The following is a 23,508-nucleotide window of genomic DNA, read 5'->3' on the forward strand; positions in this document are numbered from 1 at the left end:
CCGCCCGTCAGGCCGCCAGCAGGGCGCAGAGCGCGTCGAGGGCGGGTTCGAAGGCGTGCTCGGGCGGGGTGCCGTAGCCGATCACCAGGCCGGGGGCCCGGCCCGGGGCGGGGGCCGCGCCGGGGGCCAGGCTCCAGCCCAGGGTGTTCAGGGCGAGGCCGGACGTCCTGGCGCGGCGCAGGAGTTCGTCCTCGCCGGGGCCGTCCGCGGGCAGTTCGAGGACGGCGTGCAGGCCGGCGTTGAGGCCGGTGACCCGGACCTGCGGGGCGCGGGCGGCGAGCACCTCGACCAGTCGGTCGCGGCGGCGGCGCAGCAGGTGCCGGCTGCGCCGGACGTGCCGGTCGTAGCCGCCGGAGTCGATCAGTTCGGCCAGGGTGAGCTGTTCGAGGGCGCCGCTCTGCCCGTCGGCCAGCCGCTTGTGCCGGGCCACCGGTTCGACCAGGGCGGCGGGCAGGGCCAGCCAGGCCAGCCGCAGGCCGGGGGCGAGCGACTTGGCGGCGGTGCCCGCGTACACCACGCGTTCGGGGTCGAGGGCCTGCATGGCGCCGATCGCGTGCCGGTCGTAGCGGAACTCGCCGTCGTAGTCGTCCTCCAGCAGGTAGCCGCCGGTCTGCCGGGCCCAGTCGACGGCGGCGGCCCGCCGGGAGGCCCGCAGCGGGACGCCGGTGGGGAACTGGTGGGCGGGGGTGAGCACGGCCAGCCCGGCGCCGGTGCGGTCGAGGCCGGTGGTCAGGGCGCCGCCCTCGTCCAGCGGCAGCGGGCGCAGGGCCAGGCCGCGGGCGGCGATCGCGGCGTGCTGCGGCGGCAGGCCGTACTCCTCGACGGCGACCTCGGTCAGGCCGTGCTCGCGCAGGGCGGCGCAGAGCAGGCCCAGGCCCTGGAGGTAGCCGGTGCAGACCAGCAGCCGCTCCGGGTCGGTGCGCACGCCGCGGGCCCGGGCCAGGTAGCCGGCCAGGGCGCGGCGCAGTTCGATCCGGCCGCGCGGGTCGCCGTAGCCGAACGCCTCGTGCGGGGCGGTGGCCAGGGCCCGGCGGGCCGCCGCGAGCCAGGCGCCGCGCGGGAAGCGGCTCAGGTCGGGCGAGCCGGGGCGCAGGTTGTGCACGGGCGCGGGCCGGACGGGCAGGCCGGGCGGCGGCGCGGCCGGGGCCGGCTGCGGGCCGCGTTCGGCGACCACGGTGCCCGAGCCCTGGCGGGAGGCCAGCCAGCCCTCGGCGGCGAGCTGGGTGTACGCCTCGGCGATCGTGTTGCGGGCGATGCCGAGGTCGGCGGCGAGCGCCCGGGAGGACGGCAGCCGGGTGCCGGCGGCCAGCCGGCCGTCGCGGACGGCGGTGCGCAGCGCGTCCTCCAGGGCGGCGCGCAGGCCCAGGCCGCGGGCCCGTCCGGCGTCCAGGTCGAGGTGCAGGTCGCCGCCGAAAGTGGCCCAGGAATCCATGCCCCCAATGAACCACGCCGCCGGTCCACCGCGCGCCTACGGTGGGCGGCATGACCGACGAATCCACCGTTCCCGCCCCTGCTCCCCGCATCCTGCTGCACCGCAGCGCCCCCGACTTCCACCGCGCCCTGCTGGAGGCCTCCCGGGCCGCCACCGCCGGCCTGGCCGACCCGGTGGTCACCGAACTGGTCAACCTGCGCGCCTCGCAGATCAACGGCTGCGCGTTCTGCCTCGGCGTGCACGCGCGGGACGCCCGCGCGAACGGCGAGCGCCCGCACCGCCTGGACACCCTGGCCGCGTGGCGGGAGACCCCGTACTTCACCGCCCGCGAGCGCGCCGCGCTGGCCCTCACCGAGTCGGTCACCCTGCTCGCGCAGACGCACGTCCCGGACGGGGTGTTCGACGAGGCCGCCGCGCACTTCTCGGAGACCGAACTGGCCCACCTGATCGGCCTGATCAGCGCGATCAACGCGCTCAACCGGGTCGGCGTGACCAGCCGGCTGACCCCCCGCCCGTAGCGGGGCGGGCGGCGCGTCCCGGCGTGCCGGGGCCCCCGGCCGGAGGTAGCGTCGCGTTCCATGGACGTGGTGATCGCAGGTGGGCACGGAAAGATCGCGCTGCGGCTCTCGAAGCTGCTCTCGGCCCGGGGCGACACGGTCGCCGGGCTGATCCGGAACCCGGCGCAGGCCGGGGACCTGGAGGAGGCGGGGGCCCGGCCGGTGGTGTGCGACCTGGAGCGGGCCTCGGTGGAGGAGCTGGCCGGGCACCTGGCGGGGGCGGACGCGGTGGTGTTCGCGGCCGGGGCCGGGCCGGACAGCGGGGCGGCCCGCAAGGAGACCGTGGACCGGGCCGGGGCGGTGCTGCTGGCGGACGCGGCGCAGCGGGCCGGGGTGCGGCGGTACCTGCTGGTCTCCTCGATGGGGCTGGACCGGATCGGGGACCCGGAGGTCACGCCGGAGTTCGACGCGTACCTGAAGGCGAAGTGGGCGGCCGAGGAGGCCGTGAAGGAGCGCCCGCTGGACTGGACGGTGCTGCGCCCCGGCGGCCTGACCGACGGGCCCGCCGAACGGCACGCGCACCTCGCGCCGCCGCCGAACCGGCCCGGCCGGGTGTCCCGGGACGAGGTGGCGCACACCCTGGTGCGGCTGCTGGACGACGACACCACGGTGCACCAGACCCTGGAGCTCACGACCTGACCGCGGTTGCCCGGCGCCGGGCCGGGCGGGATCGTGGAGGGGGTGAGGTGAGTGCGATGGCCGAGATCGCCCTACAGGTCGACGTCGCGGCGTCCCGGGAGCGCCTGCTCGCGGCGCTGGACACCCGCGAGGGGCTGGCGTCCTGGTGGACCACCGGGGTGGAGCGGGACGGCGAGGACCTGCTGTTCCCGGTGCCGGACACCCCGGGGCCGTTCCGGCTGCGCCGGGAGCGGGCCGACCTGGAGCGGGTGGCCTGGCGCAGCGTCGGGGTGTTCCCGCCGGCCTGGCAGGGCACCACGGTGACCTGGGACTTCTTCGACCACCCGGACGGTCCGCGGCAGTCGGTGCTGCTGCTGCGCCACCTGGGCTGGGCCGCGGACACCGGCCCGGCGGTGGCGGTGGCGGCGGGCCGGTGGGCGGAGCTGCTGGTCCGGCTGAAGGACTACGCGCAGAGCGGCCGCCCGCAGCCGCTGTTCGTCCCGGCCGGCCACCCGCACCCGGGGGCGCACGCGCAGGCGGAGTGAGGGCCCCGCCGGTGCGACGCGCCGGATCGGGCGATGACCGGCATGGAGCGGGCCGGACGGGTGAGACTGGCTGCATGTTGGGACTTCCGGACCGCATCACGGCCTTCCTGTTCGACCTGGACGGGGTGCTCACCCAGACCGCGAAGGTGCACGCCGCGGCCTGGAAGGACATGTTCGACACCTTCCTGCGGGCCGAAGCGGCGCGCACCGGCGGCGAGTTCAGGCCGTTCGACCCCGGCGACTACGACCGGTACGTGGACGGGCGGCCCCGGCTGGACGGCACCCGGCAGTTCCTGGCCTCGCGCGGGATCGACCTGCCCGAGGGCACCCCGCAGGACTCGCCGGGCACCCGGACGGTCAACGGGCTCTCCAGCGCGAAGAACGAGACGGTGCTGCGGCTGATCCGCGAGCAGGGCGTGCAGCCCTACGCGGGCTCGGTGGCGTACCTGCACCGGCTGCGCGAACTCGGGCTGCCGCGCGCGGTGGTGTCCTCCAGCGCGAACTGCCGGGACGTGCTGCGGGCCGCCGGGATCGACGACCTGTTCGAGGTGGTGGTGGACGGGGTCGTGCTGGCCCGTGACCACCTAGCGGGCAAGCCCGCGCCGGACACCTTCCTGGCCGCGGCGCGGCAGTTGGGCGTCGCCCCGGAGCACGCGGTGGTGTTCGAGGACGCGCTGGCGGGCGTCGCGGCCGGGAAGGCCGGCGGCTTCGGCGCGGTGGTGGGCGTGAACCGCACCGGCCAGGCCGACGCGCTGCGCGAGCACGGCGCGAGCATCGTGGTCGACGACCTGTCGGAGCTGATCGAGGAGCACCGGTGAGCCCGTCCGAACTGTTCACCGTCGACCCGTGGGGCATCAGCGAGCACGGCCTGGACCTGCCCGGGCAGGCCCGCGCCGAGTCGGTGTTCGCGCTGTCCAACGGCCACATCGGGCTGCGCGGCAACCTGGACGAGGGTGAGCCGCACGGGCTGCCCGGCACGTACCTGAACGGCGTGTTCGAGCTGCGTCCGCTGCCGTACGCGGAGAGCGGCTACGGGTTCCCGGAGTCCGGGCAGAGCGTCATCAACGTCACCAACGGCAAGCTGATCCGGCTGCTGGTCGACGACGAGCCGTTCGACCTGCGCTACGGCGAACTGCGCAGCCACCGGCGGACCCTGGACTTCCGGGACGGCGTGCTGCGCCGGGAGGCCGAGTGGACCTCGCCGGCCGGGCGGACGGTGCGGGTCAGCTCGTCCCGGCTGGTGTCGCTGACCCAGCGGGCGGTCTGCGCGGTCGACTACACGGTGGAGGCCGTGGACGGGCCGGTGCGGATCGTGCTCCAGTCCGAGCTGGTCGCCAACGAGCAGCTGCCGGGCGGCGCGGGCGACGGCGACCCGCGGGCGGCGGCGGTGCTGGAGGCCCCGCTGGCCGCCGAGTTGCAGCACGCGGACGGCACCAAGGGCGTGCTGGTGCACCGCACCCGGTTCTCCGGGCTGCGGGTGGCCGCCGCGATGGACCACGTGGTCGACGGGCCGGAGCGGATCGACACCACTGCCGAGTCCTCCGACGACCAGGCCCGGATCACCGCCACCACGGTGCTGAACGCCGGTCAGAAGCTGCGCCTGGTCAAGTACCTGGCGTACGGCTGGTCGGCGACCCGCTCGCTGCCCGCCGTCCGGGACCAGGTGGAGGCGGCGCTGACCGCCGCCCGGTACACCGGCTGGGACGGGCTGGTGAGCGAGCAGAAGGAGTACCTGGGCCGGTTCTGGAGCGACAACGACATCGAGATCGAGGGCGACGTCGAGCTCCAGCAGGCCGTCCGGTTCGCGCTGTTCCACGTGCTGCAGGCGGGCGCCCGCAGCGAGGAGCGGGCCATCCCGGCCAAGGGCCTGACCGGGCCCGGGTACGACGGCCACTCGTTCTGGGACACCGAGACCTTCGTGCTGCCGGTGCTCACCTACTGCCTGCCGGACGCGGTCAAGCAGGCGCTGCGCTGGCGGCACACCACGCTGCCGATGGCCCGCGAGCGGGCGGCCCAGCTCGGGCTGGCCGGGGCGGTGTTCCCGTGGCGGACGATCCGCGGCGAGGAGTGCTCCGGGTACTGGCCGGCCGGCACCGCCGCGTTCCACATCGGCGCGGACATCGCCGCCGCCGTGGTCCGCTACGTCCGGGCCACCGGGGACACCGAGTTCGAGCGCACCCACGGCCTGGAACTGCTGGTGGAGACCGCCCGGATGTGGCGCTCGCTCGGCCACCACGACGCCAAGGGCAACTTCCGGATCGAGGGCGTCACCGGCCCCGACGAGTACTCCGCGGTCGCCGACAACAACGTGTTCACCAACGTGATGGCGCAGTCGAACCTGTGGAACGCGGCGGCCACCGCGCTGAAGTACCGGCACGAGTCCTCGCTGCTCGGGGTGGACACCGAGGAGGCGGCGGCCTGGCGCGACGCCGCCGACAAGATGTTCATCCCGTACGACGAGCAGATCGGCGTGCACCCGCAGGCCGACGGGTTCACCGACCACCAGATGTGGGACTTCGAGGCCACCCCGCCGGAGAAGTACCCGCTGCTGTTGCACTACCCGTACTTCGACCTGTACCGCAAGCAGGTGGTCAAGCAGGCCGACCTGGTGCTGGCCATGCAGGTGCGCGGCGACGTGTTCACCGCCGAGCAGAAGGCCCGCAACTTCGCCTACTACGAGCGGCTGACCGTCCGCGACTCCTCGCTCTCCGCCTGCACCCAGGCCGTCATCGCCGCCGAGGTCGGCCAGCTCGACCTGGCCTACGACTACACCGCCGAAGCCGCCCTGATGGACCTGCACGACCTCGGCGGCAACACCCGCGACGGCCTGCACATGGCCTCGCTGGCCGGGGCCTGCATCGCCCTGGTCGCCGGGTTCGGCGGGCTGCGCGACCACACCGAGCAGCTCTCCTTCCGCCCCCGGCTGCCCGCCGGGCTCCAGCGGCTCTGCTTCTCGATGAGCGTGCGCGAACACCTGCTGCGGGTCGACATCACCCACGCCGCCACCACGTACACGCTGCGGCGCGGCAGCGTGCTGCCCGTCCTGCACGACGACGAGCAGCTGCGGGTCGAGGCCGGGAAGCCGGTCAGCCGGCCGACCGCGAAGATCGGCGACCCCGGCGAGCGCCCCGTCCAGCCGCCCGGCCGGGCCCCCGCCCGGCGGCACGGCCAGGCCGGGGTCAAGGTGGGGGCGGTCGACCACCTGCCCGCCGAGTAGCCGCCGCGCTCGGCGCACTCCGCCCGAACGGTGCCCTCCCCCGGCCGGGTGACCGTGCGTGTACCGGTCGGACGGCACGTCAACACTCCCTGCACCCCCCGTGAACCGGCGGGTGCGGGGAGTCCCCGGCGCCCCCGGTTCCGCCGCCCCGAACGGAGGCCCCGTTGCGCCCCCTCGCGCTCACCGCCGCCCTGCTCACCGCGCTCACCGCCACCGCCGCCACCACCGCCGAACCCGCCACCGCCGTCCCGGACGCCCCGGCCGCCCCGCGCTGGGTGCACAGCTGCGCCGCCCCCGCCCGGGCCGACACCGCCTCCTGCGACGCGCTGCGCGTGATCAGGCCCGGCACCGCCGCCACCGCGGGCGACGACGGGTACGGGCCCGTCGAGCTGCGCGCCGCGTACGGGCTGCCCGCGGACGGCGGCGAGGGCGCCACCATCGCCGTCGTCGACGCGTACGACCACCCGCGCGCCGAAGCCGACCTCGGCACCTACCGCGAGCGCTACGGGCTGCCCGCCTGCACCTCCGGCAGCGGCTGCTTCCGCAAGACCGACCAGCGCGGCGGCGACCGGCTCCCCCGCGGCGACACCGCCTGGGCCGGGGAGACCGCGCTCGACCTCGCCATGGTCTCCGCGGTCGCGCCGCGCGCCCGGATCCTCCTGGTCGAGGCCGACAGCGCCGCCGTCTCCGACCTCGGCACCGCCGTCGACACCGCGGTCGCGCTCGGCGCGCGGTACGTGTCGATCAGCTGGGGCACCACCGAGAACGCCAACGCGGCGGCCTACGACAGCCGGTACTTCGACCACCCCGGGGTGGTGATCGCCGCCGCCTCCGGCGACGGCGGCTACGGCGTCGACTTCCCCGCCTCCTCCCCGCACGTGGTCGCGGTCGGCGGCACCACCCTGCGGCCCGACGGCACCGCGCCGCGCGGCTGGAGCGAGAGCGCCTGGTCCACCGGCCCCGACGAGGGCGCCGCGAGCGGCTGCTCCGGCCGCCTCCCCAAGCCCGCCTGGCAGACCGACCCCGGCTGCGACCGCCGCACCGTCGCCGACGTGTCCGCCGTCGCCGACCCCGCGACCGGCGTGGCCGTCTACCAGAGCTACGGCGGCAACGGCTGGTACACCTACGGCGGCACCTCCGCCGCCGCCCCGGTCATCGCCGCGACCTACGCCCTGGCCGGCCGCCCCTCGGCCGGCAGCCGCCCGGCGTCCTTCCCGTACCGGCACCCGGACGCCCTGCACGACGTCACCTCCGGCGCGACGGCCGACTCCTGCGACCCGGCGTACCTGTGCACGGCGGGCCCGGGGTACGACGGACCGACCGGGCTGGGCAGCCCGGACGGGGTGGCGGCGTTCCGGGAGGGGTGAGGGACCGGGGGGAACGGATCGGGGGCGCGGGGACCCGCGCCCCCGGACGTGCCTCCCCCGGTCCGGCCGGGGCCGCGGGTCAGGCGAGTTGGGCGGCCTGGAGGCCCGCGTAGGGGCCGCCGGTGCGCAGGAGTTCGGCGTGCGAGCCGATCTCGGCGATCCGGCCGTCGTGCAGGACGACGATCCGGTCGGCGCCGCGGATGGTGGACAGGCGGTGGGCGACGACGAAGACGGTGCGGCCGCGCACCAGCCGGGCAAGGGCCTGCTGGACCAGGGACTCGGAGCGGGAGTCGAGCGCGGAGGTGGCCTCGTCGAGGATCAGGATGCGCGGGTCCCGGATCAGCGCGCGGGCGATGGCCAGGCGCTGCTTCTGGCCGCCGGACAGGCGGGCGCCGCGTTCGCCGACCACGGTGTCGAGGCCGTCGGGGAGGCGGTCGATGAACTCCATGGCGTTGGCGTCGCGCAGGGCCGCCAGGACGGTCTCCTCGGGGACGTCCTTCATGCCGTAGGTGACGTTCTCCCGGATGCTGCCCTCGAACAGGATCGACTCCTGCGGGACGACGGACAGGAAGGTGCGGTAGGAGCGCAGGTCGAGCTCCTCCATGTCGCGGCCGTCGAGCAGGATGCGGCCCTCGGTGGGGCGCAGGAAGCCGATCACCAGGTTGAGGACGGTGGACTTGCCCGCGCCGGACGCGCCGACCAGGGCGATGGTCTCGCCGGGGCGGACCGACAGGTCGAAGCCGGTGACGGACGGGGCGTCCGCGCCGGGGTAGCTGTGGCCGACGTTCTGGAAGTCGATCCGTCCGGTGACGCCGGCGACGTCCGCCTTGCCGGAGTTCTCCTCCAGGTCGGGGGCCTGGAGCACCTCGCCGACCGAGCGGACCGAGGCCAGGCCCTTGCCGAGCTGCGGGGTGAGGGTGAGCAGGGTGGTGACGGAGCTGGTCAGCGAGGAGAAGTAGGCGCTGAGCATGACGACGGCGCCCGGGGTGACGTTCAGCCAGCCGTAGTAGGCGACCAGCGCGGAGCCGGCCAGGCAGCCGACGCCGATCGCGTTGAGCAGGATCCAGGACATCGAGCCGAAGCGGCCGTTGAGCAGGTCGAGGCGCAGGCCCTCGTCCAGCACCCGGCCCAGGGTGCGGTCGACCCGGCGCAGCGCGGTGCGCTCCAGGCCGTGCGCCCGGGTGATCGGGATGAGGGTGGTCATCTCGCCGATGCGGGAGGAGAGTTGCTCGACCTCGCGGCGGAAGGACTCGTTCTGGCTGCGCAGCCGTTCGCGCAGCCGGACCACCAGCAGGGCGCTGGCCGGGACGACGACCAGGAAGACCGGCAGGAAGGCCGGGGTCTGGACGGCGATGACGACCAGCCCGCCGAGTAGGGTGGCGATCGCGGCCAGGCCGTTGTCGGCGGTCTGCTGGGAGGCGGTCTCGATGCCCTCGACGTCGCGGATCACCTTGGCCTGGAGGACGCCGGCGCTGACCCGGGAGTGGTAGCCGATGGACAGCTGCTGCATCCGGTGGCACAGGGCGGAGCGCAGCCGGGTGCCCATCCGGCGGATCGAGCCGTGCATCCACTGCACGTACAGCATGTGCAGCGGCAGGTTGAGCAGCAGGATGACCAGCAGGACGGCGGAGTTCCACCAGAGCACCGAGACGTCGCGGTGCTTGACCACCACGTCGACGATGTTCGCGGTGATCAGCGGCAGCAGCCAGACGGGGGCGTGCTTGGCGAAGAAGACGCCGACCGCGCCGAGGACGCGGGCGCGGTCGGGACGGAAGAGGAACAGCAGGGTGCGGACGGGGTGCTCGCCGCGGTAGCGGTGGCTGAGCGAGCCGTCGGGCAGGGCCATGGGGGAACTCCAGGACAGGGGGCGAACAGGCGGTGCCGCTCCATCCTTCCAGCGGGCGGGGCCCCTCGGACTGTCCGCAACCGGACAGTGATACTCCCTCGACGGACGATTTTCCGAACGGGTCCGGTCGGGGGTGAAACATCGCGGCGCCCCCGGGCCGTCATAGGGCGGATCAGGGCGAGGGGAGACGGGACGTGGGCACTGCTGGACGGCGGGCCGCCATGGAGGAGGAGTTCGTCGTGTTCGCGACGGCCCGGTCCGGGCAGCTCTACCGCTCGGCGTACTTCCTCACGGGCGGGGACTCCCACCTGTCGGAGGACCTGGTGCAGGACACGCTGGGGCAGATGTACGCGCACTGGCACCGGCTGCACCGGCCGAGCTGGGCCGGCCGGATCGACAACCCGGCCGGGTACGCGCAGACCGTGCTGGTCCGGGCGTACCTGACGCACCAGCGGCGGCGCAGCAGCAGCGAGCGGCCCAGCCAGGCCCTGCCGGAGGTCGCCGAGGACGGGCCGGACTCGGCGCTGCGCCTGGCCCTGGTCGAGGCGCTGGCCCAACTGCCGCCCCGGGACCGGGCGGTGGTGGTGCTCAGGTACTGGGAGGACCGCAGCGTGGAGGAGACCGCGGCGATCGTGAAGGACAGTTCGGCGGCGGTGCGGACCAGGTGCTCGCGGGCACTGGCCAAACTGCGGGGGCTGCTGGGCGGGGACCTGGCGGAACTGGTGGCGCGATGAACCCGGGACGCGACGGACGGAGTGGTGCGGTGGACGGCGGGGCGAGCGGCACGGCGCGCGGCGCGGGCGGCGACCGGGACGGGGAAGGGGCGTTCGAAGTGCAGTTGGGGGCGGCCTTCGGGCTGACGGGCGGCGGGCCGGGCCCGGAGGTGACGGCCCGGCTGGTCGACGGCGGGCTGGCGGCCGGCCGGCGGCGCCGGCGGGCCCGGCGGCGGCGCACCGTGCTGCTGGCGGGGGTGCTGACCGCGGCGGTCGCGGTCGGGGCGGGGGTGCTGACGGTGCCGCGGGGCGTGCCCGGGGAGAAGACCTCCGTGGTGGACCTGGCGCACTCCGGCCCGGACCCGGCGCCGCCGCCGCTGGCCGGCGGGGTGACCGTCCTGCTGGTCGGCCTGGACACCGCGGTCGACACCCGGGGCGGGCCGGCCCCGGACGCGCCGCGGCGCGACGGCCCGCCCGGCTCGTCCCGGTCCCCCGGCTCCACCGACACCGTGATGCTGGTGCACGTCCCGGCGGGCGGCGGCGAGGTCCGGCAGCTGTCGCTGCCCCGGGACGTCTACGTCACCGGGGCCTCCGGCACGGAGGTGCCGCTCGGCCAGGTCTACCCGGACGCCGCGCGCGCCGCGACGGAGCAGCAGCGCGACGCCGGGCTGTCCGAGCAGGAGCTGCGGGCGCGCGGCCAGGGCGCCGGGCGGCAGGCCCTGCTCCGGGCGGTCGAGCAGCTGACCTCGGTGCGGGTGGACCACTACGCGGAACTCTCGCCGGCCGGCTTCTACCACGCCGCCGAGGCCCTCGGCGGGGTGCCGGTCTGCCTGAACCACCCGGTGGACGACGCGTGGAGCGGGGCCCGGCTCCCGGCCGGGCGGCAGGAGCTGGACCCGGCCCAGGCGCTCGCCTTCGTCCGCCAGCGGCGCGGCGTCGGCACCGGCACCGACGTCGAGCGCACCCGGCGCGCCCAGGCGTTCCTGGCCGGGGTGGTGGAGAAGCTGCGCGGCGGCGGCGTGCTGGCCGACCCGGGGAAGCTCGCCGCGCTGTACCGGGCCCTGCAACAGGACCTGGTGGTCGACACGGGGTGGAGCCCGGTGGACTTCGTCCGCCAGGTGCCGGCGCTGGCCGCCGGGAGGGGCACCCTGCGGACCCTGCCGGTGGTCCTCGACGGCTCCCGCCTCCGGGGGGTGCCGGGGGCGGCCCGGGAGCTGCTGGAGGACGGTCCGGCGACGCCCGCGCCGTCGGGGTCGGGGCCGGGGCCGGAGTCGGGGGATCAGGGATCGGCGGGCCAGGGGTCGGCGGATCAGGGGTCGGCGGCGGACGCGGACGCGGAGGTCTCCGGACTGCTGCCGGAGCCGGTCGAGCTGGGCGGGGTGCCCTGCGTGGACTGACGGCCGGTCGGGCGGGCGGCGGACGGCCGGTCGGACGGGCGGCGGACGGCCGGTCGGACGGGCGGCGGGCGGGCGGCGGGCGGTCAGTCGAGTGCCGTCCAGCCCCAGGGGCGGGGGCCGTGCTCGCCGAACAGGCAGGCCAGCCGGTGGCGGGCCTCGGCGCGGTGGCGGGGGTCGGCGTCGGCCTGCTGCCAGGCGTAGCAGGTGAGCCGGAGTTCGCGGATGTCGCGGAGCACCGGGTAGCCGGGCCACTCGGTGACGTCGGCGCCGTAGGCGGCGCAGAACGCGTCGTACGTCCCGGGCGGGACGGTGCCGAAGGTGTGGCGGCCGACGGCGGTGGTGGTCAGGTCCCACTCGGCCGGGCCGAGCGCGGTGCGTTCGAAGTCCAGCAGGTGGGCGGTGGTGGCGGTGACCGCGAGGTTGCCGCTCCAGGCGTCGCCGTGCACGAGGTGCGGCGGCCGGGCGGGGAGGGCGAGTTCGCGCCAGGCGGTGCGCAACTCGGCGAGGCGGGAGCGGAGTCGGCGGCGGCTCGGCTCGTCGAGGGCGGCGGCGGCGATCCGCTCGGGGAGCCGGACGAACGGGTCGAGGGCGCCCAACCCGGCCGGTGGCGGGGGCAGTCGGTGCAGGCGGCGCAGCGCGGTGGCCAGTTCGACCGGGGTGCCGGGGCGGTGCGGCGGCAGCTCGTGCCAGAAGGTGACCGGGCGGCCGTGCACCGCCAGCGGCGCGGCCGGGTGGCCGAGCGGGCGGACGGCCGGCACCCGGTGCCGGTGCAGCCAGTCGGCGACGGCCAGTTCCTTGGCCGCGACCGCGAGTTGGCCGGGGCGGCCGATCCGGGCGACCACTCCGCCGGGCAGCCGCCACAGGGTGTTCTCGCCGGCCCGGATCAGCCGCGCGCCGGCGCTCGGGCGCCCGGCGGCGGCGCAGGCTTCGGCCAGCAGGGCGGCGGGGGTGCGGCAGTCCACGTCTCGGGCTCGTTCCGTTCGACGTCCGGGGGCCGGCCGGGGCCGGGGCCGGCGGGCCGGGGGCCGGGGCCGCTGCCAGTGTGCGCCGCGGGCTCGGCGGGCGGGGAGGGCGTACGGGGGCGCGGGGGGCCGGGGGCAGGCCCTACCATGGCGGCCATGCCACCGGGAGAGCGCCGCGTCAGTGCCGAGTTCGGCATTCCGTTCCTGAAGATCGGCACGGACGACGTGGGTGCGCTGTTCCGGCGCCGGGCCCGCAAGCCGCTGGGGCCGTTCCTGGTGGTCTCGGTGAGCAGCGGGCTGGCGCTGGACACCGCGCTGCGCACCACCCACGACAGCCGCCCGCACCTGTGGCCGGTGCACGGGCAGCCGCACCAGCTGTGGCTGCTCCGGCCGACCGGGCACGCCGGGGAGTTCCACCTGCTCTCGGCGGCCAACAACCTGCTGCTGGACGGCAACGGCGTACCGGACACCGAGCCGGTGCGGATGCGCGACCCGCACCGTACGGACGCGGCCTGGCAGCGCTGGCGGGTGGTGCCGGTCAACGGCGGGCGGGCGCACCGGATCGAGAACGCGGGCACCGGCCTGGTGCTGAACTGCCCGCACGCCGTCGAGGCGCGCACCCCGGTGACGCTCCGGACGCCGCACGGCGGGGAGAACCAGACCTGGCTGCTGGCGGCACCGTTCACCGCCCTCGCGGAGGACTGACCGGCGGCTCCCGCCCGGCGGGGACGGGCGGCGCCCCTCTCCCGGAATGGTCCAGACCCTCGCTAATGGTCCAGACCTATTGACGCCCCCTGCCCCCGCTCCTACGATCCGGCTGGGCACAACCCCCCACATGTCCCCACCTCACCCACAGCCGGGTACCGCGCCCCCACAGCGCCGGTCACGCCCATGACCAGGTGTTCGGCGGGAAGGGATCACCATGTTCCGTCGAAGGTCGTACTCGCCCGTGGAGCGCGCCGCCCAGGCGCCCCGGGTCAGCCACGCCCAGCCGGGTCCGAGCGCCCTGAAGCGGTCGCTGGCCGGGGTCAGCGCCGCCGCCGTGATCGGCGCCGGCCTCGCCGTGGCCGGCTCGGTCACCGCGTCCGCCGACGTCGCCAACCTGGTCGCCAACCCCGGCTTCGAGAGCGGGCTCGCCAACTGGACCTGCACCGCCGGCTCCGGCGCGACGGTCGTCAGCAGCCCGGTGCACGGCGGCACCGCCGCGCTCAAGGCCACCCCCAGCGGCCAGGACAGCGCGCAGTGCTCGCAGACCATCAGCGTGCAGCCCAACGCGCAGTACACCCTGAGCGGCTTCGTCCAGGGCAGCTACGTCTACCTCGGCGCCACCGGCACCGGCGTGAACGCCTCCACCTGGGCCCCCGGCAACGCCTCGTACGGGCAGCTCAGCACCACCTTCTCCACCGGCGCCTCCACCACCTCGGTGACCGTCTTCGTGCACGGCTGGTACGGCCAGCCCGCCTTCTACGCCGACGACCTGGTGCTCACCGGCCCCGGCGGCAGCGGCAGCCCGTCGCCGTCCACCAGCGCCCCCACCTCCCAGCCGCCGACGTCCCAGCCGCCCACCTCGCAGCCCCCGACGTCCAAGCCCCCGACCTCGCAGCCGCCCACCTCGCAGCCGCCGACCAGCAACCCGCCCGGTGACGCCACCTGCGCCACCAAGCCGCGGCCGACCGGCAAGGTGCTCCAGGGCTACTGGGAGAACTGGGACGGCGCCTCCAACGGCGTGCACCCGGGCCTCGGCTGGACCCCGATCACCGACAGCCGGATCGCCCAGCACGGCTACAACGTCATCAACGCCGCCTTCCCGGTGATCCTCTCCGACGGCACCGTGCTCTGGCAGGACGGCATGGACACCGGCGTCAAGGTGGCCACCCCCGCCGAGATGTGCCAGGCCAAGGCGAACGGCGCGACCATCCTGATGTCGATCGGCGGCGCCACCGCGGGCATCGACCTGAGCTCCAGCACGGTGGCCGACAAGTTCGTCGCGACCATCGTCCCGATCCTGAAGAAGTACAACTTCGACGGCATCGACATCGACATCGAGACCGGCCTGTCCGGCAGCGGCAGCATCACCACCCTGTCCGCCTCGCAGTCCAACCTGATCCGGATCATCGACGGCGTCCTCGCCCAGATGCCGGCCGGCTTCGGCCTCACCATGGCACCCGAGACCGCGTACGTCACCGGCGGCAGCGTCACCTACGGCTCGATCTGGGGCTCCTACCTGCCGATCATCAAGAAGTACGCCGACAACGGCCGGCTCTGGTGGCTGAACATGCAGTACTACAACGGCTCGATGTACGGCTGCTCCGGCGACTCCTACTCGGCCGGCACCGTCCAGGGCTTCACCGCCCAGACCACCTGCCTCAACAACGGCCTGACCATCCAGGGCACCACCGTCAAGGTCCCCTACGACAAGCAGGTCCCCGGCCTCCCCGCCCAGCCCGGCGCGGGCGGCGGCTACATGGCCCCCAACCTGGTCTCCCAGGCCTACGGCTCCTACAGCGGCCAGCTGAAGGGCCTGATGACCTGGTCCCTCAACTGGGACGGCTCGAAGGGCTGGACCTTCGGCGACAACGTCAAGTCCCTCCAGGGCCGCTGACACCCCGGCACCGACCGCCGGCCGGGCCCCGGAAGCCTCCACGCTCCCGGGGCCCGGCCCGTGCCGTTCCCGGCTTCACCTCCAGGCGTCGACCAGCCGGTCGGGCCCCCAGACCAGGTCGACCGTTCCGGTGCCGGTGTCCGGTGCGGTGCCGGAGAGGGAGGCCACCACCAGGCCGGTGCGGTCCGGGTCGAAGCCGGGCACCCGGGGTGCCGCCCGGGTGAGGGCCGTGAGGTCGTGGCGGTCGAAGGGGGTGAGGAGCCACTTGGTGGAGCCGACGAAGGAGATCCGTCCCGCGACGGGGGCGCGGTCGGTGCCGACCAGGTCGACCTCCGGGTCGAACTGCCGGTTCCACCAGCCTCCCACCGCCTCCACCCCGTCCCAGGGCAGGTCGCCGTCCGCGGCGGCGAGTTCGAGGGACTGCCGGACGAGCGGTTCGACGGCCCGGCCCCGCCAGGCGGTCCACCGTCGCTCCACGATCCGGAAGGCCGCCTCCGGCCGGCCCCGGCGGACCTGTTCCTGCGCGCCGCGCAGGACCGCCAGGTAGAGGCGCAGGCTGCTGTCGGCGATCCGGTAGAGGGCCGGCTTCCCCGGACGGGTGGACACCGGTTCGTCCACGGCGAGGACGTGCTTCTCCTCGACCAGGCGACGCAGCAGCGGCGACAGGGAGCCCGAGGCCAGGGCGCCCTCGCGGCTGCCGGCCGTCGCGGCGATGTTGGCGTGCGTCCGGTCGCCGCCGCCGACGGCCTCCAGGACGCGGCGGGCCTGGTCGGGGGCCGGGAACTCCGCCAGCAGGGAGGACTCGGGGACGGAGAAGACCGGCGAGGCCGGGTCCGCGCACTCCTGTTCCAGGAAGGGCAGCGCGGGCGTGCCGTGCGGCCACGCCCGCAGGATGCCGGGCAGCCCTCCGGAGACCAGGTGCGCGTCGACCGCGTCGGCCGGGGTCAGGCCGAGGGCGTCGCCGGTCTCGGCGGGGTTGAGCGGCCCCAGCACCAGGTTGTCGGCGCGGCCGTAGAAGGGCCGGTCGTAGGCGGTGAGGCGTTCCATCATGTGCAGGTCGCTGCCGAGCAGGAGCAGCAGGACCGGCCGTTTCGCCAGCAGGCGGTCCCACGCCGTCTGCAGGGCGCCGTCGAAGAGGCCGTCCTGCTCGGCGAGCCAGGGGACCTCGTCGATCACCACGATCGACGGCCGGTCGGGCAGGGCCGCCGCCAGTGCCCGGAACGCGTCCGGCCAGCTTCCGGAGCCCCCGGAGGGCACCAGGTCCGCGTCCCGGGGGATTGAGGACTCCCGCAGATCGGACAGGAACTCGGCCACGGCCTCCACCGGCGAGGCACCCTTGGTGGCGGTGAAGAACAGGTACGGGGCCGCTGCCCGGTCGCAGAACTCCTGGACCAGGCGCGACTTGCCGACCTGCCGGCGACCCCTGATCGCCACCGCCGTGCCGCCGCCCGATTCGGCGACCCGCCGGAGGCGCTTGTCCAGGAGGGCGAGTTCGGTCCGCCGTCCCACGAACGAGGAGACCACGCCAGGCTCCGTTCCGGGTAGGTTCCGTCTACGTAGATTCAATCTACCCACATGCCCGCCCCGGCGCGGGACGGCACGCGGGGACGGCACGCGGGGGACGACGGCGGAGGACGGCACGGGCAGGGCCCCGGGAGCGTTGGTCGCTCTCGGGGCCCTGGGGTGCGGGGGTGGTGGGGGTCAGGCGCGGGCGCGGTGGGCGGCGATGAGTTGGGCGTAGCGTTCGCCGCTGGACTTGAGGGTGCGGACCTGGGTGTCGTAGTCGACGTGGATCAGGCCGAAGCGCTTGTCGTAGCCGTAGGCCCACTCGAAGTTGTCGAGCAGGGACCAGGCGAAGTAGCCGGCCAGCGGGGCGCCCTTGGCGACGGCGCGGGCGCAGGCGGCGAGGTGGGACTCCAGGTAGGCGGTGCGCTCGGGGTCGTCGACGCGGCCGTCGGCGGTGACGGTGTCGCGGTAGGCGGAGCCGTTCTCGGTCACGTAGATCTCGCGGACGCCGTAGTCCTCGGTGAGGCGCAGCAGGAGCTCCTCGATGCCGGGGGCGTGGACCTCCCAGTCCATCGCGGTGCGCTCGGGGTTGGGGCCGGGGACCTGGCGGAAGCCGGGGACCGGGCCGGTGGGGTCGTCCTCGACGATCTGGCGGAAGTAGTAGTTGAGGCCGACCCAGTCGAGCGGGGCCGAGATCAGGTCGAGGTCGCCGTCCCGGACGGGGAGTTCGACGCCGTACAGGTCGAGCATGTCCTGCGGGTAGCCGCGGCCGAGGATCGGGTCGAGCCACCAGCGGTTGATGTGGCCGTCGGCGCGCCGGGCGGCGGCGAGGTCGGCGTCGGACTGCGTGGCGGGCTCGATGGTGGAGAGGTTGTTGACGATGCCGATCCGGGCGCCGGGGACGGCGGCGCGCAGCGCCTGGACGGCAAGGCCGTGGCCGAGGTGCAGGTGGTAGGAGGTGCGGACGGCGGCGGTGAGGTCGGTGACGCCGGGGGCCATCTTGCCCTCCAGGTGGCCGATCCAGGAGGAGCAGAGCGGCTCGTTGAGGGTGCACCAGTCGCGGACCCGGTCGCCGAGGCGCTCGGCGACCACCGCGGTGTACTCGGCGAAGCGCTCGGCGGTGGAGCGCTCGGGCCAGCCGCCGCGGTCCTGCTGGGCCTGCGGGAGGTCCCAGTGGTAGAGGGTCGGGAACGGGGTGAGGCCGCGTTCCAGCATGCCGTCGACCAGGCGGTCGTAGAAGTCCAGGCCGGCCGCGTTGACCCGGCCGTCGGCCTGCGGGACGACCCGGGGCCAGGCGATGGAGAAGCGGTAGGCGTCCAGGCCGAGGCCCTTAGCCAGGTCGAGGTCCTGGGGCCAGCGGTGGTAGTGGTCGCAGGCGGTGTCGCCGGTGTCGCCGTTGTCGACCTTGCCGGGGGTGTGCGAGAAGGTGTCCCAGATCGACGGCGCGCGGCCGTCGGTGCTCGCGGCGCCCTCGATCTGGTAGGCGGCGGTGGCGGCGCCCCAGCGGAAGTTGGCCGGCAGCGCGTCGAGGTGGTTCACGGGGTGGTCCTTTCGAGGGTGAGGGGGCGGCGGTCCGGGCGGTGCGTCACGCGTCGGCACCCTGTCGGTGCGTCAGTTGTCGGCACCCTGACGGTGTCTCACTTGACGGCACCGGCGGTCAGACCGGCCACCAGGTAGCGCTGCAGCAGCAGGAATCCGGCGACCACGGGGAGGCTGACGACCAGCGAGGCGGCCATCACCTGGTTCCAGTAGACGTCGGTCTGCGTGGCGTACCCCTGGAGCCCGACGGCCAGCGTGCGGGTCTGGTCGTTGGTCATGACGGAGGCGAACAGCACCTCGCCCCAGGCGGTCATGAAGGCGTACACGGCGACCGCGATGATGCCGGGCAGGGCGGCCGGGACGATGATCTGGACGAGGGTGCGGATCGGGCCGCAGCCGTCGACCGCGGCGGCCTCGTCGAGGTCGCGCGGGATGGAGTCCAGGTACCCGGCCAGCATCCAGATCGAGAACGGCAGCGAGAAGGTCAGGTAGGTGAGGATCAGGCCGCCGCGGCTGCCGTACAGCGCGATGCCGGTGGTGTTGCCGATGTTGACGAAGATCAGGAAGAGCGGCAGCAGGAACAGGATGCCGGGGAACATCTGGGTGGACAGCACGGTGATCGTGAAGATCTTCTTGCCGCGGAACCGGTAGCGGCTCACCGCGTAGCCGGCCAGCAGCGCGATCAGCACGGATAGGCCGGTGGCCGAGCCCGCGACGATCAGCGAGTTGGTGAAGTACTTCGCGAGCGGGACGGTCTTCCAGATGTCGACGTACGGCCGGAAGGTCAGGTGGCTGGGCATCCAGCGCCACGGGCCCTGGACGTCCTGGAGCGGCTTGAGCGAGGAGCTCAGCATCACCGCGACCGGGGTCAGGGTGAAGACGGCCAGCACCAGCAGCACGATCCGGCGCAGCCAGCGGAAGGAGGCGGGCGGGTTGATCATTCTGCGTCCCCCCGACGGCGGTTGGTGGCGAACAGGTAGACCGCGGTCACCAGCAGCAGGAACAGCAGCAGCAGGACGGACATCGCCGAGCCCTGGCCGAAGTTCCAGGTGATGAAGGAGGACTGGTAGATGTGGATCGAGATCAGGTCCGCGGCCTGCGGGGCGGACTTGCCGAACAGCACGAACGGCGTGTTGAAGTCGTTGAAGGTCCACAGGAACAGCACCAGCACCAGCACCAGGTTGACCGGGCGCAGCGAGGGCAGGGTGATCCGGCGGATCTGCTGCCACACGCCGGCGCCGTCCAGCGCGGCGGCCTCGTACAGCTCGCGCGGGATGTTCTGCAGGCCCGCGGTGAGGGTGAGGAAGGCGAACGGCCAGGACTTCCAGACCGAGACGGTCAGCAGCGCCCAGAAGCTGTTGTCGCCGATCAGCCAGAACGGCTTGTCGCTGGTCAGGTGGAGCTGGTCGTGCAGCACGTGGTTGATCAGGCCGGTGTCCCGCTGGAACATGAACGACCAGGTGATCACGGCCGCGAACACCGGCAGCGCGTACGGCAGCATGAACGCCGCGCGCAGCAGCCCGCGGCCGCGGAAGGCGTCCTGGGTGAAGACCGACGCGGTGACGCCGATCAGCCAGGACAGGCCGACCGACAGCACGGTGAAGGCGCAGGTCACCCAGAACGAGTGCAGCAGCGCCTTGCCGACCGGGGCGTCGAACTCCAGCGCGACCTTGAAGTTGTCGAAGCCGGACCAGGGAGCCGAGCCCCAGTCGCGGATGAAGAACTGGGTGAGCTGCTTGAACGCCATCACGATGCCGGTGACCATCGGCACCAGGTGGATCAGCAGTTCGGCCAGCAGGGCCGGGAGCAGCAGCAGGTAGGGCAGTGCGCTGCGCCCGAACTTCGCACGGGTGCGCCGGCGGGCGGGGGCCGCCCCCTGCGGGGCGGCCTCCGGTCCGGCGGTCTGGCGGTCGATCACTTTCTCGGGCACGTCAGCTGGCCGGCATCTGCTGCTGGGCCTTGGACAGCTCGTCCTTGACCGTGGCCTCGGTGATCGGCTTGCCCGCGGCGGCGGACGCCAGCAGGTTCTTCACGGCGGTGCCGATCAGGGTCTCGAACTGGCTCTCGGTGGGGACCTGCGGGAGCGGCGCGGCGCTCTTCTGCAGGACGCCCGCGAGGGTCTGGAGCTCCGGGGTGGAGAACGCGGCGTCGGACTGCGCGGCCTTCACCGGCGGCAGCGAGCCGTAGGTGCCGTTGAGGGTCTTCTGCTCCTCGTCGCTGGTCATGAACTTCACGAAGTTCAGGGCGCCGTCGAGGTTCTTGGTGTTCTTGAAGACCGCCAGGTTGATGCCGGCCACCATCGAGGTGGTGGCCTTGTCGCCGGTGGCGCCGGCCGGGGCCGGGACGGGGACGACGCCGTAGTCGTCCGGGTTCATGCCGTGCGACTTGAGGTTGGCGCCCGCGGACTGCCACATCAGCATCGCGGCCTTGCCGGTGGCGAAGTCGGTCACCGACTGGTTGGCGGCGTACTCGGCGTTGCCGGGGGCGGCGATCTTGTCGTTGGCGATGAAGTCGACGTACTGCTTGACCGCGGCGACGGCCTCCGGGCTGTCGAAGGTCGGCTTGCCCGAGGCGTCGTAGAAGCCGGTGCCGTGCTGCATGCCCAGGGTGAAGGCGTGGTGGACGTTCTCCGAGACGTTGCCGCCCTCGATCGCCAGGCCGTACTTGTCGCCCGAGGTCAGCTTCTTGCCGTCCTCGACCAGCTCCTCCCAGGTGGCGGGCGGGTTGGCGATCCCGGCGGCCTGGAACAGCTTCTTGTTGTAGTACAGGCCGTAGGCCATCGAGTACAGCGGGACGGCCGCCGGGTCCTTGCCCTTGGCGCCGGCCGAGGCGATGGTCGACTCCAGGAAGCGGTCCTTGCCGCCGATCTTGTCGAAGGCGGCCTGGTCGAACGGGAGCAGCGCGCCGGTCGCCTGGAGGGAGGCGGACCAGGTGTTGCCGATGTTCAGCACGTCCGGGCCCTGGCCGGACGCGGTGGCGGCGAGGATTCTGTTCAGCAGGTCGGACCAGGGGATGACCTCGAGGTTGACCTTGATGCCGGTCTGCGCCTCGAACTTCTTCAGCTCGGGCTCCAGCACCTGCTTGTCGTTCTCCAGGCTGCTGCCCTGGTTGGAGGCCCAGTACGTGAGCGTCTTGGGGCTGGAGTTGCCGCCGCTGCCGCTGTCGCCGCCGCCGCAGGCGGAGGCGGTCAGGACGATCGCGGCGGTCAGGGCGAGGGCGGCGGAGATCCGGTGGGTGCGCATGGGAGGAGCCCCTCTCGGGCTGTCGTCTCGTGGGGGTGAAGAGGCAGTCAGGACTGCTTACTTCACGCCGAGATTTAACGTCTGAGAAAAGTAGACGTCAAGAGGCGCGACGGCGTAGATTCTGCAACGGAGAAGGGACACCGATGACACCGCGAGGCAAGCAGACCGTTCGCGACCTGCGCCGGAGCAGCCGTTCCACGCTACTGCGACACCTGTACTTCAACGGTCCGCTGAGCCGCCAGGAGCTGGGCACCGCGACCGGCCTGAGTGCCGGATCGGTCAGCAATGTGACGGGCGAGTTGCTTGCCGACGGGCTGATCGAGGAGTGCGGATCGGTCGAGTCCGACGGCGGCCGCCCGCGCATCCTGCTCCGGGTCACCCCCGGCCAGGCCCACCTGGTCGGCATCGACATCGGCGAGACCCAGGTCCGGGTCACCCTCTTCGACCTCGCGCTCACCGAACTCGCCTCGGCCGACCAGCCGTTGCTCGCCGCGCACGACCCCGAGCGGGTGGTGCGGATGATCGCCGGCGGCCTCGACCAGGTGCTCGCCGCGGCCGGCGTCGCCGCCGAGAACGTGCTCGGCATCGGGATAGGGGTGCCCGGCATCGTCGAGCAGGGCACCGGCGCCGACCCCGGCGCGGGCATCGTCGTGCACGGCCAGACCTTCGGCTGGGACGCCGTCCCGTTCGGCCGGATGCTGCGCGAGCACACCCCGCTGCCGCTGTACGTCGACAACGGCGCCAAGACGCTCGGCCAGGCCGAGATGTGGTTCGGCGCCGGGCGCGGCAGCCGGCACGCGGTGGTCGCCCTGTTCGGCTCCGGCGTCGGCGCCTGCGTGATCGCCGACGGCGTCCGCTTCCGCGGCGCGACCAGCTCGGCCGGCGAGTGGGGCCACACCAAGGTGCACGTCGGCGGCCGCCCCTGCCGGTGCGGCTCCCGCGGCTGCCTGGAGGCGTACGTCGGCGCCGAGGCGCTGGTCGAGCGCTGGGACGGCACGGTGCCCGACACCAGCGAGAAGGCCGGCCTGGCGGCCCTGCTGCGGGCCGCCGAGGACGGGCAGCCGAGCGCCGTCGCCCTGCTCGACGAGGCCGCCGAGCTGTTCGGCGCGTCCATCGCCGACCTGGTCAACCTGTTCAACCCCGAGCGGATCGTCATCGGCGGCTGGGCCGGCCTGCTGCTCGGCCCCCGGCTGCTCCCCGCGATCGGCGAGGCCGCGACCCGCTACGCCCTGTCCTTCCCCCGCTCCCGCACCACCATCACCCTCTCCGACCTCGGTCCGGACGCGGTGACGCTCGGCGCGGCGACGCTGCCGCTGACGCACTTCCTGGACAGCGGCGGCGAACTGCCCGACCACCTCGCGGCGGTCGCCGCCGTCTGACCGGCGCCCGGCCCGCGCGCCCGGCCCGTCCGGCCGCACGCGTCCCGCGCGTCCCGTCCCGTCCCCGCCGTCCCGCTCACCGGCCGGCGCGGGCGGGACGGTTTGTGCCACGGCACAAAGAGACCACCCGGAAGTCGTTCGGGTACTTAGCGGCAGGGACGAAGATGGGACCATGTATCTGGTTCACGCGAGGTTGCGCATGCCGGCCGGCGGTGGAGTTCCCCCGGGCCTGGCGGAAATAGTCCACTCCCATGCCCGGGAGGCGGACGCCCTGGAGCACGTGAGCGTCCACCAGGACGGGACGGGCGAGGTCACCGTGGGCGTGTTCAGCCTGTCGGCCGGGCTGGCCGAGGCGGAGGAGCGGGCCGCCGCCCTGCTGGGGCGCGCCGTCGGCGAGGAGCCCGAGCTGGCCGGCGTGGACGTGCTGGCCGTGGGCGCGGCCCTGGTTCCGGGCCCCTGGTGGGACTTCGACTGAGGTCGGCCTGGACGGCTTAGGTCAGTGCATGTTCCGTCCAGCCGGAGTCTGTTCCCTCCCGCCGCCGACGGGAGCAGAGTGGAGGTGTCGGGGGGAGCGAGAGCCCCGGCC

The 23,508-nt window shown here is 74.2% G+C and carries 20 protein-coding genes and 1 pseudogene; 13 read left to right on the plus strand and 8 right to left on the minus strand.

The genetic code is table 11. The features are described 5' to 3' along the window. Nucleotides 1–7 precede the first annotated feature (7 nt). Nucleotides 8–1,432, minus strand: a complete 1,425-nt coding sequence (locus tag K353_RS20490) for a PLP-dependent aminotransferase family protein (RefSeq protein ID WP_111555022.1) — start codon at nucleotides 1,430–1,432, stop codon at nucleotides 8–10. 50 nt (nucleotides 1,433–1,482) lie between these two features. On the opposite strand from K353_RS20490, the gene K353_RS20495 reads away from it, so the two are divergent. The 6 genes from K353_RS20495 (at nucleotide 1,483) to K353_RS20520 (ending at nucleotide 7,736) form a co-directional block, all read left to right on the plus strand. Next, nucleotides 1,483–1,950 (plus strand): carboxymuconolactone decarboxylase family protein, encoded by a 468-nt coding sequence (locus K353_RS20495; RefSeq protein ID WP_111555023.1) that lies wholly within the window; start codon nucleotides 1,483–1,485, stop codon nucleotides 1,948–1,950. 60 nt (nucleotides 1,951–2,010) lie between these two features. After that, nucleotides 2,011–2,628, plus strand: a complete 618-nt coding sequence (locus K353_RS20500) for an SDR family oxidoreductase (RefSeq protein WP_111555024.1) — start codon at nucleotides 2,011–2,013, stop codon at nucleotides 2,626–2,628. A gap of 56 nt (nucleotides 2,629–2,684) precedes the next feature. Then, the gene (locus tag K353_RS20505; RefSeq protein WP_111555025.1) at nucleotides 2,685–3,152 is read left to right on the plus strand and encodes an SRPBCC domain-containing protein; all 468 of its coding nucleotides are present in this window, start codon (nucleotides 2,685–2,687) and stop codon (nucleotides 3,150–3,152) included. A 74-nt stretch (nucleotides 3,153–3,226) separates the two neighbouring features. Then, entirely contained in the window at nucleotides 3,227–3,970 is a 744-nt protein-coding gene (locus tag K353_RS20510; protein ID WP_111555026.1) for an HAD family phosphatase, read from the plus strand. Next, nucleotides 3,967–6,369, plus strand: coding sequence for a glycoside hydrolase family 65 protein (locus K353_RS20515; protein WP_111555027.1), 2,403 nt, complete (start codon nucleotides 3,967–3,969; stop codon nucleotides 6,367–6,369). Before K353_RS20510 ends, K353_RS20515 begins: the two co-directional genes overlap by 4 nt. 164 nt (nucleotides 6,370–6,533) lie before the next feature. Further along, nucleotides 6,534–7,736, plus strand: a complete 1,203-nt coding sequence (locus K353_RS20520) for a S8 family serine peptidase (RefSeq protein WP_111555028.1) — start codon at nucleotides 6,534–6,536, stop codon at nucleotides 7,734–7,736. A gap of 79 nt (nucleotides 7,737–7,815) precedes the next feature. Here K353_RS20520 and K353_RS20525 read toward each other — a convergent pair whose 3' ends face one another. Next, the gene (locus K353_RS20525) at nucleotides 7,816–9,582 is read right to left on the minus strand and encodes an ABC transporter ATP-binding protein (protein ID WP_111555029.1); all 1,767 of its coding nucleotides are present in this window, start codon (nucleotides 9,580–9,582) and stop codon (nucleotides 7,816–7,818) included. Nucleotides 9,583–9,803: 221 nt separating this feature from the next. Here K353_RS20525 and K353_RS20530 point away from each other — a divergent pair, with 221 nt between their 5' ends. Both K353_RS20530 and K353_RS36590 read left to right on the plus strand, forming a co-directional pair. Beyond that, nucleotides 9,804–10,316 (plus strand): SigE family RNA polymerase sigma factor, encoded by a 513-nt coding sequence (locus K353_RS20530; protein WP_100836909.1) that lies wholly within the window; start codon nucleotides 9,804–9,806, stop codon nucleotides 10,314–10,316. 29 nt (nucleotides 10,317–10,345) lie between these two features. Continuing rightward, nucleotides 10,346–11,692: an LCP family protein gene (locus tag K353_RS36590; protein WP_146616523.1), complete on the plus strand. Its 1,347-nt coding sequence runs from the start codon at nucleotides 10,346–10,348 to the stop codon at nucleotides 11,690–11,692. A gap of 83 nt (nucleotides 11,693–11,775) precedes the next feature. On the opposite strand, the gene K353_RS20540 is transcribed toward K353_RS36590, so the two are convergent. Beyond that, nucleotides 11,776–12,654: a phosphotransferase family protein gene (locus K353_RS20540; protein WP_111555031.1), complete on the minus strand. Its 879-nt coding sequence runs from the start codon at nucleotides 12,652–12,654 to the stop codon at nucleotides 11,776–11,778. Between the two features lie 156 nt (nucleotides 12,655–12,810). Between K353_RS20540 and K353_RS20545 the strand changes: the two genes are divergently transcribed. From K353_RS20545 to K353_RS35830, 3 genes and pseudogenes are all read left to right on the plus strand, one after another. Then, nucleotides 12,811–13,359 carry an RICIN domain-containing protein gene (locus K353_RS20545; RefSeq protein ID WP_146616524.1) on the plus strand — a complete coding sequence of 183 codons (549 nt, stop codon included), beginning with the start codon at nucleotides 12,811–12,813 and terminating at the stop codon, nucleotides 13,357–13,359. 217 nt (nucleotides 13,360–13,576) lie between these two features. After that, nucleotides 13,577–14,089: pseudogene (locus K353_RS35825) on the plus strand (carbohydrate binding domain-containing protein); the annotation flags it as partial. Between the two features lie 246 nt (nucleotides 14,090–14,335). Further along, the gene (locus tag K353_RS35830) at nucleotides 14,336–15,256 is read left to right on the plus strand and encodes a chitinase (protein ID WP_233533720.1); all 921 of its coding nucleotides are present in this window, start codon (nucleotides 14,336–14,338) and stop codon (nucleotides 15,254–15,256) included. A gap of 75 nt (nucleotides 15,257–15,331) precedes the next feature. Here the strand turns inward: K353_RS35830 and K353_RS20555 are convergent, their stop codons facing one another. The 5 genes from K353_RS20555 to K353_RS20575 form a co-directional block, all read right to left on the minus strand. Continuing rightward, nucleotides 15,332–16,780, minus strand: a complete 1,449-nt coding sequence (locus tag K353_RS20555) for an ATP-binding protein (RefSeq protein ID WP_111555034.1) — start codon at nucleotides 16,778–16,780, stop codon at nucleotides 15,332–15,334. A gap of 177 nt (nucleotides 16,781–16,957) precedes the next feature. Then, on the minus strand, nucleotides 16,958–18,301 hold the full coding sequence (locus K353_RS20560; protein WP_111555035.1) for a GH1 family beta-glucosidase: 1,344 nt from the start codon (nucleotides 18,299–18,301) through the stop codon (nucleotides 16,958–16,960). A gap of 98 nt (nucleotides 18,302–18,399) precedes the next feature. Next, nucleotides 18,400–19,242, minus strand: a complete 843-nt coding sequence (locus tag K353_RS20565; protein WP_111555036.1) for a carbohydrate ABC transporter permease — start codon at nucleotides 19,240–19,242, stop codon at nucleotides 18,400–18,402. Continuing rightward, nucleotides 19,239–20,231, minus strand: coding sequence for a carbohydrate ABC transporter permease (locus K353_RS20570; protein WP_233533709.1), 993 nt, complete (start codon nucleotides 20,229–20,231; stop codon nucleotides 19,239–19,241). The genes K353_RS20565 and K353_RS20570 overlap by 4 nt, the downstream gene beginning before the upstream one ends. 1 nt (nucleotide 20,232) lies before the next feature. Beyond that, nucleotides 20,233–21,543, minus strand: a complete 1,311-nt coding sequence (locus K353_RS20575; RefSeq protein ID WP_111555038.1) for a sugar ABC transporter substrate-binding protein — start codon at nucleotides 21,541–21,543, stop codon at nucleotides 20,233–20,235. 143 nt (nucleotides 21,544–21,686) lie between these two features. On the opposite strand from K353_RS20575, the gene K353_RS20580 reads away from it, so the two are divergent. Then, entirely contained in the window at nucleotides 21,687–22,922 is a 1,236-nt protein-coding gene (locus K353_RS20580) for an ROK family transcriptional regulator (RefSeq protein ID WP_100836919.1), read from the plus strand. 280 nt (nucleotides 22,923–23,202) lie between these two features. Further along, complete coding sequence (locus K353_RS20585) at nucleotides 23,203–23,397, plus strand: hypothetical protein (RefSeq protein WP_111555039.1); 195 nt, start codon at nucleotides 23,203–23,205, stop codon at nucleotides 23,395–23,397. Nucleotides 23,398–23,508: the final 111 nt, after the last annotated feature.

The sequence above is a fragment of the Kitasatospora sp. SolWspMP-SS2h genome (assembly GCF_003259315.1).
Taxonomy (GTDB): Bacteria; Actinomycetota; Actinomycetes; order Streptomycetales; family Streptomycetaceae; genus Kitasatospora; species Kitasatospora fiedleri.